We start from the raw sequence: 9,214 nt of genomic DNA on the forward strand, positions 1-9,214 counted from the left end.
TGGGGTCCCTCCCGTCCAAAACGGGGCATTCGGGGTTTGCGGCGTGTCCCCCCCCGCGCGTCTCCGCGCCCGGTTTCTTTTTTTTTTTTTGGGGGGGCGGGGCCCCTTTTGGGCCGCCCACAGCCTTGCTCCCGGCCTTGAGTTCCACATCGCGCAGCTTCTTGGCATGCAGGGAAGGCCGAGCCCAGGCGTAGCTCTCCCCCTTCGTCAACAGATGCCAGATCACGACAGCGAGCTTGCGTGCGGTTGCGACGGCCGCGACATGCTGCCCGCGCCTGGCACGTACCCGTAGAAAGAAAGCCCGCAGCGGTCCGGGTGCGCGTGCCGCTGCCCAAGCAGCTTCGACGAGCATACCGCGGGCATGTCCGCGTCCCTGCTTGGTGATCCGGCCGTGGTAGGCAGGCCCTGGCCCTGATTGCCGGACACTCGGATTCAGGCCAAGATAGCTCACGAGCTTCTGCGGCTCCTCAAAGCGCGACACGTCGCCGATCGCCGCCTTCATTGCAAGCGCGACGGTCATGTCGACGCCGGGAATGGTCATCAGACGCTTCACGCCTTCATCTTCAAGGGTCGAGCGGGCAAGATCGCGCTCGATGACCTGGAGGTCGTCGCCCAATCGGTCGAACTCGCGCAGATGCCGATCGATCGCGAGGCGCTCGTCTTCCGGCACGACCTGTTCGCTCAACCACGACCGGCCCTTGGCGCCGCACAGATCGGCATGCGGGCAGGACGGGATGAGGTGGCTATGAAGGATCGACTGGATGACATTCTTCAAGCGCGATCTTTGCCGGACGATCTGATTGCGCCGCGTCACCTGCCGGCGCAGTGCCTGTGTCGGTTCGTCCGGAACCCAGACTTCCGGCAGGAAGCCGCTGGCATAGAGCTGCGCCAGAACGCCGGCATCGATCGTGTCCGTCTTGATCTTGCCATAGGCAATGATGCGCACCTGCTTCGGGTTTGCGATCACCACTTTCTTCACGTGCGGCGCGACAACTGCGGCGGCCGAGGACGCGTTGCCAGTGGCCTCGATCACGACGATGTCGCTCGGCGACAGCTTTGCGGCGAAGGCGTCCAGCAGATCGCGCCGCATGTCGACACGACCCAGCCGCCTGAGCTTGCCGTCCTCCCATGCCACCGCCTCGGCGAAGGCGCGATGGATATCCAGTCCGATGATGCGCATGCGTATTCCCTCCTTCCTGGCTCGGTGAAAGACGGGAGCTGACGGGCAACACGACACTTACTGATCCGCGCTCGCAGCGCATCCGGGAAAGTCGCGAGGGGCGGCCATGTAACGAGCTCGGGCTCTCAGCCCACGGTCTAAAGACGGCCTGCCCGCACTTTCGTGCTCCCGGTGCCCCACGTCCCGGATGGGCTCACCATAAGGCCGTTCCAAAACAAGAACAGCAGGACGAAAAGGCACCACAGATCACATACCGGATAACGGCCAGGTCGAGCGGATGAACCGAACCATCAAGGACGCGACCGTCAAGTGCTTCCACTATGATGATCACGATCAGTTGCGCCGGCATCTTGCCGACTTCCTCTCAGCCTACAATTTTGCGCGCAGGCTCAAGACCCTCAAAGGCCTCACACCCTACGAGTTCATCTGCAAAATCTGGCAAAAAGAGCCCAAACGCTTCCGACTCGACCCAACCCATCAAATGCCGGGACTAAACATCTAGTCCCTATTTTTACGCGGCTTCGATACATCCTGTGGTAGCATCTCCCAGACGAAGCTGTCTGGTTATTGGCCCAAGAGGGGGAGAACCGGATTAGCCTGGTCTCACCTATATCCTCCGCTGTCGGCTTTTCGAAACCCTAATCCTCATTCAGGGCAGAGTTGGTCGAGACGCTTCAGGAGCGGTCCGAAAGCGCCCCGACATTGAAGAACGCCGACATCGCCGCTACGCCGCTCGCTCCCTACCGCGCTGTTGAGGGCACGCTCGCGAGCGGCTTCGCTACCGCCGAGCTACACCACCAGCCGGGGCACGATGATTCGTGTTGCTGCCGGAGCGCCTGCAACACGTTAGCATGCTGCTGCATGGCAGAAGCGCCTGTCATCCCATGAGCCGGTGCTAGCGCTGAGCTTTGATAGGATTGGCAGGGCGTTTCGCCGGGTACAAGCAGGTGCGTCAACTACCAAATACCGTAGTATCGACGCTTTCCCGAAAACTCTAGAACTGAGTTCGTTCCAACGCATAGACGAGAGATATCGCCATGCAGAGCAACGTGACTATGGGGGAGGTTCAGAAGGCGTCAGTGCAGTTGAGCTGCCGCGCGAGTCCGGTCTCCCTTTTGGCGCGGACCTTTTTGAGGAGCGTGTCGGCATTACGAACACATTCCTGGGAGGTCACGACCGTCCAAAGTTCCGCCTGGACCGTTCTGATCTTCAGTGAAACTAAAAACAACCGCAACCGACCAAGCGCATTTAATCACTTGCTCGTTGAACGCGGCACGACATGCAGAGGGACCCTGAAATGAACAGCGACGTTTTTGCAGCTCATGAGTCTAACGTTCGTCGCTATGGGCGATCGTTTCCCGCGGTCTTTACGAGAGCCCTTGGGCCGACAATCTGGGACGAGGCCGGCAACCCATATATCGATTTCCTCGTAGGGTCGGGCGCCCTCAACTACGGACACAACAACCCGAATATTATTGCACCGGCAATCGAATATCTCGTCGGCGAGAACATTCTTCTGTCGCTCGACATGTATACGGCTGCGAAGCGTGACTTTATTGAAGCGTTTGTTGATTCGATCCTGAAGCCCAGAGGCCTCTCTTACAAAATACAATTTCCTGGGCCGACCGGCACAAACGCAAACGAGGCGGCGCTGGCCCTGGCGCGAAAATATACCGGCCGCCCGAGCGTAATGGCCTTCTCGAACGCGTTCCATGGCATGTCGCTTGGCTCTCTGGCGGTATCGGGTTCGGCGTCAACTAGGGATCTGGGCGGCGTCGCTCGCCACGATGTGATCCGTGTCCCTTATGACGGATATCCGAACCAAGATTTCGATTCCGCGGGCTACATAGACTTCGTATTGGGCGACCCAGGGAGCGGCATAGAAAAGCCCGCCGCAATCATCCTGGAGACCATCCAGGCAGAAGGCGGCATGAACGCCGCATCCGCAGCTTGGCTTACAGAAATTCAGCGGATTTGCCGTAAGCACGGCGTGGTTTTGATCGTCGACGACATTCAGGCAGGTTCGGGACGAACGGGCGATTTCTTCTCGTTCGAGTTCGCGAAAATCGAACCCGACATCGTGTGCCTGTCGAAGTCCCTAAGCGGTTCAGGTAGTCCGTTCTCGATTGTTCTCATTCGCCCCGAAATAGACATATGGAAACCCGGAGAACATAGCGGGACTTTCAGAGGCAACAATCTCGCCTTCGTGACTGCAGGAGCGATGTGCAAAATGTGGTCCGACGGACAGTTTACTAAAGGCGTGGAGCGGACAGCTGCCAAACTGCAAAGACACCTGGACAACCTTGTTGCGAAATTTCCCAAGTGCATCGAACAAAAGCGCGGCCGCGGTCTGATGGCCGGCCTCAAGTGCCGTTCGCAGGCCGTTGTCGGCCGTGTGCACGATGTCGCGTTCGAAAATGGCCTGCTGATCGAATCTTCAGGACCAAATCGCGACGTCATCAAAGTCCTCCCGCCGATAACCATCACCGATGACGAACTCGATCATGGCATCGCCATCCTTGATCACGCACTAAAGGAGCAAGCCAATGGAGACTAATCAAGTATCCCAAGCCCCAGCCACCTCGCCTGTTGCGATCAGAGAACGAACCGGCTCGATCAGCACTGCGGACATCATCTCAGTCCTGAAAGGTGAGATCACCGCTCTGCACATCAGGCAAGCTTTCAGCACCGAAATAGCCGAGGAGATCACCGCGAACTTCAGTGGCAGTCCCGGTCTCAAGGAGCGCAAGGATGGCGTTCCCGGACAATATGTCGGCGCATCCCACTACAGGAAGGATGCAGCCACCTATTTCGCAGAGGCGGAAACTGCGCGACCGTACGTCGACGCGCTTTTTGAGAATCTGGTTGATCCGGTCCGAGCATTGTTCGACGCGTTGAAGCGCGACCTTCGCAAACAGGGCATTGAATTGCGGCTGGCCCGTTCGGAGCACGGTCAGGCTAATGTTTGTCGCGCTCTCAGTTGGTCTGGCAGCGGCACGTTCTCCTTGGACCCCCACGACGACGTCGCTCAAGTGTTATGTGCTGGGAACGATTACGAGCTTTCTGCGGTGGCGCACAACACCGTCGCAGCACTCAACTTCTATCCCAGCATGCCCGAGGAAGGTGGCAATCTGCGGCTCTGGAGCCACAAGCCGACAGTCACGGACCGAAAGTCGCAAGGTGTGGAGACTACGGGCTATCCCTATTCGGCAGCCTATCTCGAGGGCGTTCCTTGTCGCGACTTCCAGCTCAGGGCGGGGGATATCGGCCTGATCGATGGCGGTTTCGTTCACGGGGTCACCGGTCAATCGGGCAACGGAAAGCGTCGCCTGGTGCTGAACAGCTTTTTCGGGTTTGCTCGCCCGGATCTTGTTCTCTGGTGGACCTAAACGTTCGCTGCCGCAGCTACTGGCCGAATTCCGCCGACAGTGAAGCTGTCGCCCCATTGTGACGGCGGAGGCCGTTTAGCCACAAACCCTCCGGATGTTTCCCGAATGTTGCCAGCTCCCAACGTTCCATTGTTCCCGGGGGGGCGGACACGCGCCCACAAATGATTGAGCGACGAGAAGCAACCGCCAGATCAACTTCGGGTGATCGCAGGCAATGTATACCTCGGTACACCCCGAACAGGCACCTACATGCCTCAGGTGTGTGCCGCTTCTAACCTTAGACGTTTTCCGGAAATTACTTCCACAGCCAAGAAAAATAAGTATCAAGAAACTCTCTTAGCACAACTGACGTCAAGATCGCGGAGCCGCTTTTTACATTTCGACAATTCCGAACTGCACGGCTTTTGTAGCTGCAGCCGTTCTGCTAGAAGTATCCATTTTTCGCATTACATTTTTTATATGGAAATTAACGGTGTTTCCAGATATGCCTAAAATTATTCCTATTTCCCACGAGGATTTCCCTTTTGCCGTCCACAGAATACACTCCTTTTCTCGTAGAGAAAGGTTAGGCATCTCCTCGATGGCGCCCGAATTATCGAACTTTGCAACTTTCAGGTGGAAATGTAGCGCCGCAAGTTGCAAGTACGCAATTGTTCTATTTTGGAATTCGCCATCCCAGGCTTGAGCAAAGCTCATGATCGCAAAGCTGCCGTCCGGGCCGTGCAATGGAACGCTAACGCCTGACCTTAAGCCGAACGTCGCAGCCTCGTCGAAAACGCGCCGTTCGTCTTCAGTCGTGCTTACGTCGTCGTATACCTCGCTCCATCGAAAGGCGCCTGCTCGCGTTCGACTCGTTTTGATGATGGGGTCTATCCTGTCGTATCCCATTTCGAAATAGCGCTTCTGCCATTCATCAGGAAAATTCAGTATGACCGCCGGATCGCGTTGGGCCGACTTTAAACCTTTTTGGGGTGCAAGAGAGTCATAGGCGATCCACGGGCAATCAAAATTCAGGGCAAACGCAGATAACAGGTCGAACAACCGCTCGGATTGAGCAATGCCATCAGTCTGGTCGACAAATCGGTCGAACTCGATCGCGAACGCTTCCCTAGCAGCCTCAGGGAAATGCGTCGCGTGGACCAAAAAATCGGATACTCTGGCAGTCATCCGCCGGCGTTCCATAGGCTCGGCTCCTCAGCATTTGCACTGGACGTTGTCACTGGCGCACAAAGCTGCCGATTGTAGCGCTGCGTCTCTGCGCGCCATCTTCGGCGCTCTGCGCGCCGTCTTCGGCAGCCCGGCATCTACACAGCTCTACCATCTCATGGCGACTGGAAATGTTATTTTAACTTGAAGTTATGCTTAAGGTCGTGTCATGCGGACGCGGCTCGTCAGCGAGCGCGGCCTGGAATTGCGGTCGGGGCGGTTTGTCACTGTTCCCGACTTCACTCTCTCTCGATACCTCGAAATTCGGACGATCCGAGTGTCGCTCGAAGGGCTTGCGGTGCGGTTGGCGGTTGAACATGTCGCCGGCCAATCTCGACATGCTTCGCGAGAAGAATGCCTTGTTCACCGAGGCCGACCGGGCCAAGCGCTGGCGCGAGGCGATCGTCCACAATCGCGAGTTTCATTTTGCCGGCTACCAATTGTCCGGCATGGACATGCTGGTCGGCCACATCGAGAGCCTTTGGGTCTCGATGGGGCCCATCCTGAACGTTTTCTATTCCGAGATCGTCAACGACTATGTCGCTGCGGAGGAGCATATCCACCTGATACACGCACTTGCAAAGGACGGCGAGGGTCCCAGGGTAGCGATCGAGCGCGATCTGCTGCGCAGCGGAGACAGCATCATCCGCTTCCTGAGCACACAGGCGAAGTAGCTTTCAAACAGAGGCACCCCTTTGGTCATTCTTCAGCGAGGAAGCGGCTCAGCACGTTGCGGGTGATACGTATGGTGTCCGGCTCGTTGCGGGTCAGGCCCATCACCCATTCGCAGGTGCCGGCGTTGAACACGGCGCCCTCGCCCTTCTCGAGATAAGCCATCATGCCAGAACCATAACGTTGCGGCGGCGCTTCCGGATCTTCGGTGCCACCAAGCAGCGCCTGGAAATAGTCGTGGTCGGCGTCGCCGACATAATATCGGCCGCCCTCGAGCGTCCATCTGGCTTCGGCCAGAACAGCGGGCGCCATCGCCAGGATCTGAACGTTCTCGGGAACGCCGTCCAAGCCTGTCGGGAAAGGCAAGCCGTTGCGGAAGGTGTAGTCAGCGCCGTCCACTTCATAGGCGAAGATGCTGGCCTCGCTGCCGAACACGTCACCGTAAGAGAGTTCCGTGCCACCGAAGGCCCAATGATCCGGTCGATAGACAGTGAACCCGCGGGAACCTTTGGGCGTGAAGCCGCCCCATGAGGCATAGGCGCCTTGCGACCCGTTGAGCCCGAACGTCTTGGCGCCGGGCCAGCCGAGGGCGGGATCCTCCCATGACGAGGTGAGTAGGTGATGGTCCGCGGTGTTCGCTACCGGATCATTCTGGTGCGCATGATATTTGTAGCAGATCTGCGTGACGCCGCCTTCCAGCCGTATCTGCCACATGAAATTGGCGCCGAAGCGAGCTACCCGGCCGCCACGTTCGACGAACGAGTCGATTGCCAGGCGCATCGGCGTCGACCAATATTCGTCATGTCCGGCAATGGCGACGAGCCGGTAGCCATCAAGAAGTTCGGGGCGATTGTGCAAATCCGTCTGCGTCACGAAATCGAGATGGAAGCCATTGGCTTCCGCCCAAATGACGAAGTGCCGGTCGAACTGGGCCCATCCGGCGGCGGCGTAATACAGGCTGAAGCCGTTGCCCACCGCCCAGTCCTTCTGCGGATAGGTGGGAGCGGAGCGGTCCCTGCGCGGATTCGAGCAGATGCGCGGGGCCCCCGGCGGCAACCACACCATGCCCCTAGTCCACGGGCGCAACAGGCTGAGCACCGGTGAAGAGCCGGTCGCTGTGTCCGCGGTCCCGGTATAATGATTGGCGCCGCCCCAATCATTATAGGCAGTCCAGGTCGCAGTTGGCAGCAGAACGAGAATCCGGCTCGGATCCGCAGCGACGGGACGCACCACGAAGAAATGATGCTGAACGAAACGGTCGCCGCCCGGCCGGGCGCAGATCGACACAACACGATAGAACCCTGACCGCAAATCGCTCGGCAAAGTCCATGTCGCCGCCACCGGCCAGTCGCAGCCATCGCGGTAGGCGGTCTTCGAGGTCGGGCTGTGCACGCCAAGCAGGTTGTCGGCACGATGGACGAGAAGGGGCTGCGCGCCGTCTTTGTAGATCAACAATGACCAGCGCGGGGCGCTGGTGCTGCCATGAAAGCGGACTTCTTCTCCAGGCGCGTAGGATATCTTGTCGGTGTAGGTATAGACATCCGGCCATTGGGGGTCGTCACGCGGGATCTCGAAGCGGTGAGCGTTCATCCAGCTGCCGTCGCCGTGCCACGGGATCGACCGCTTCGGACCCCCATTGAACGACCCATATTCGGGACGCCACGTCTCATCGGTTTGTCCGTGTTCCATTGGATGCTGGCTTCGCTGCAGGGGCTGGTTCAGAAAGTATCGGCGCTCTCTGGGCGTTCGACGGAGGATGCCCACGACCCGCCGGGCATGCTTCGATAACATCGATCTTATAAGTTATCGATTGTCAACACGTCGCCATGTGTGGAATTCGCTTAAATGCGCTCTACCTCGACTTTCGGAGGATAGATGTGCAACGCAACACAGAACTCGTAGGCGGGAGATCGACCGGTTCGATCTCAGACGAACACGTCGAACATCTCACGGAGCGGGCAATGTTCGTCCGTCTCGAGACGGAAGGGAAACGCCTGACGCGCTAGCTGACGGCGCTGCGCCAGGATGCCTCCCGCAGGAGATCGGCATCCGGGGTCTTCTCCACGAGCGTGCGCAGGTTCATCATGTCGTCGGTCATCGGTGGTCCTTCCGAAATGGGTTGGCGTCAACAACCAAACCCTACCGGAAAGCGCCGATGACCACCGACACGCCGCTCACTCGCTTGTATGGGCTAATCTTTGTCAAGGTGATCTTTCAGTCGTTCCGTCTCCTTGTTCAGCCGTGTGCGCCCATTTGTTCCTGCTTTGGCTCCGGGGTCCATTGGGGCGCCGCGCGCAGTGACGGTCAAGGGTGGGCCTTTGGCCATCGCGAAGCGACTTGCCCTTGATGGTCACGAGCACGGCGGCAGCGTTACATTGAGCCGGCAGGTGCTGTTTGTACAGGTCTACAACTTCAAACCGAGGGGAGCTCCCATCAGGCGCCCGTAAACGCGCCGCAAGCTTGTATGCGGTTGATCCTCGCGGATCAAAAACCATGATGCAGCCATACGCATCGGCGGCGAAGCTCCGGGCGGTGGGCCCATTCTACAGCGCGGCGTCGTAAGCCATGTGAGCGACCGGGATCACCACCACCTCGGATCGTTATTGGCAGACGCTATTGCAGCTGCCAAACTTCAATGCTCGTCCTGTCGAACGCTCCTCCATGCTTTATACCGGACGCAGGGCTACTCCCGTCGGGATCTCGCCGGTCGTGACAAGTCGCCAGAAGGCAATCAGTAGCTTGCGCGCCAAAGCCACGATCATTGTCT

At 58.5% G+C, this 9,214-nt stretch carries 6 protein-coding genes and 1 pseudogene; 4 read left to right on the forward strand and 3 right to left on the reverse strand.

Going from position 1 to position 9,214, the window contains the following annotated elements; all coding sequences use genetic code 11:
* Window positions 1-1,180, reverse strand: a 1,180-nt coding sequence (locus tag NKH52_RS34825) for an IS110 family RNA-guided transposase (protein WP_352968490.1), incomplete at its 3' end; no start/stop codon positions are given.
* A 259-nt stretch (window positions 1,181-1,439) separates the two neighbouring features.
* On the opposite strand from NKH52_RS34825, the pseudogene NKH52_RS34830 reads away from it, so the two are divergent.
* The 3 genes and pseudogenes from NKH52_RS34830 to NKH52_RS34840 form a co-directional block, all read left to right on the forward strand.
* A pseudogene (locus NKH52_RS34830) lies at window positions 1,440-1,682 on the forward strand (integrase core domain-containing protein); the annotation flags it as partial.
* A gap of 795 nt (window positions 1,683-2,477) precedes the next feature.
* Window positions 2,478-3,737, forward strand: coding sequence for a diaminobutyrate--2-oxoglutarate transaminase (gene ectB, locus NKH52_RS34835; RefSeq protein WP_352657993.1), 1,260 nt, complete (start codon window positions 2,478-2,480; stop codon window positions 3,735-3,737).
* Complete coding sequence (locus NKH52_RS34840) at window positions 3,727-4,569, forward strand: 2OG-Fe(II)-dependent halogenase WelO5 family protein (RefSeq protein ID WP_352657996.1); 843 nt, start codon at window positions 3,727-3,729, stop codon at window positions 4,567-4,569. The genes ectB and NKH52_RS34840 overlap by 11 nt, the downstream gene beginning before the upstream one ends.
* Before the next feature lie 372 nt (window positions 4,570-4,941).
* Here the strand turns inward: NKH52_RS34840 and NKH52_RS34845 are convergent, their stop codons facing one another.
* Window positions 4,942-5,751 (reverse strand): helix-turn-helix transcriptional regulator, encoded by an 810-nt coding sequence (locus NKH52_RS34845; protein WP_352657999.1) that lies wholly within the window; start codon window positions 5,749-5,751, stop codon window positions 4,942-4,944.
* A 341-nt stretch (window positions 5,752-6,092) separates the two neighbouring features.
* Between NKH52_RS34845 and NKH52_RS34850 the strand changes: the two genes are divergently transcribed.
* On the forward strand, window positions 6,093-6,449 hold the full coding sequence (locus tag NKH52_RS34850; protein WP_352658002.1) for an FCD domain-containing protein: 357 nt from the start codon (window positions 6,093-6,095) through the stop codon (window positions 6,447-6,449).
* A 25-nt stretch (window positions 6,450-6,474) separates the two neighbouring features.
* Here NKH52_RS34850 and NKH52_RS34855 read toward each other — a convergent pair whose 3' ends face one another.
* Window positions 6,475-8,136 (reverse strand): N,N-dimethylformamidase beta subunit family domain-containing protein, encoded by a 1,662-nt coding sequence (locus NKH52_RS34855; protein WP_352658005.1) that lies wholly within the window; start codon window positions 8,134-8,136, stop codon window positions 6,475-6,477.
* Between the last annotated feature and the right edge of the window lie 1,078 nt (window positions 8,137-9,214).

Source organism: Mesorhizobium sp. M1066 (genome assembly GCF_040318635.1).
GTDB lineage: Bacteria > Pseudomonadota > Alphaproteobacteria > Rhizobiales > Rhizobiaceae > Mesorhizobium.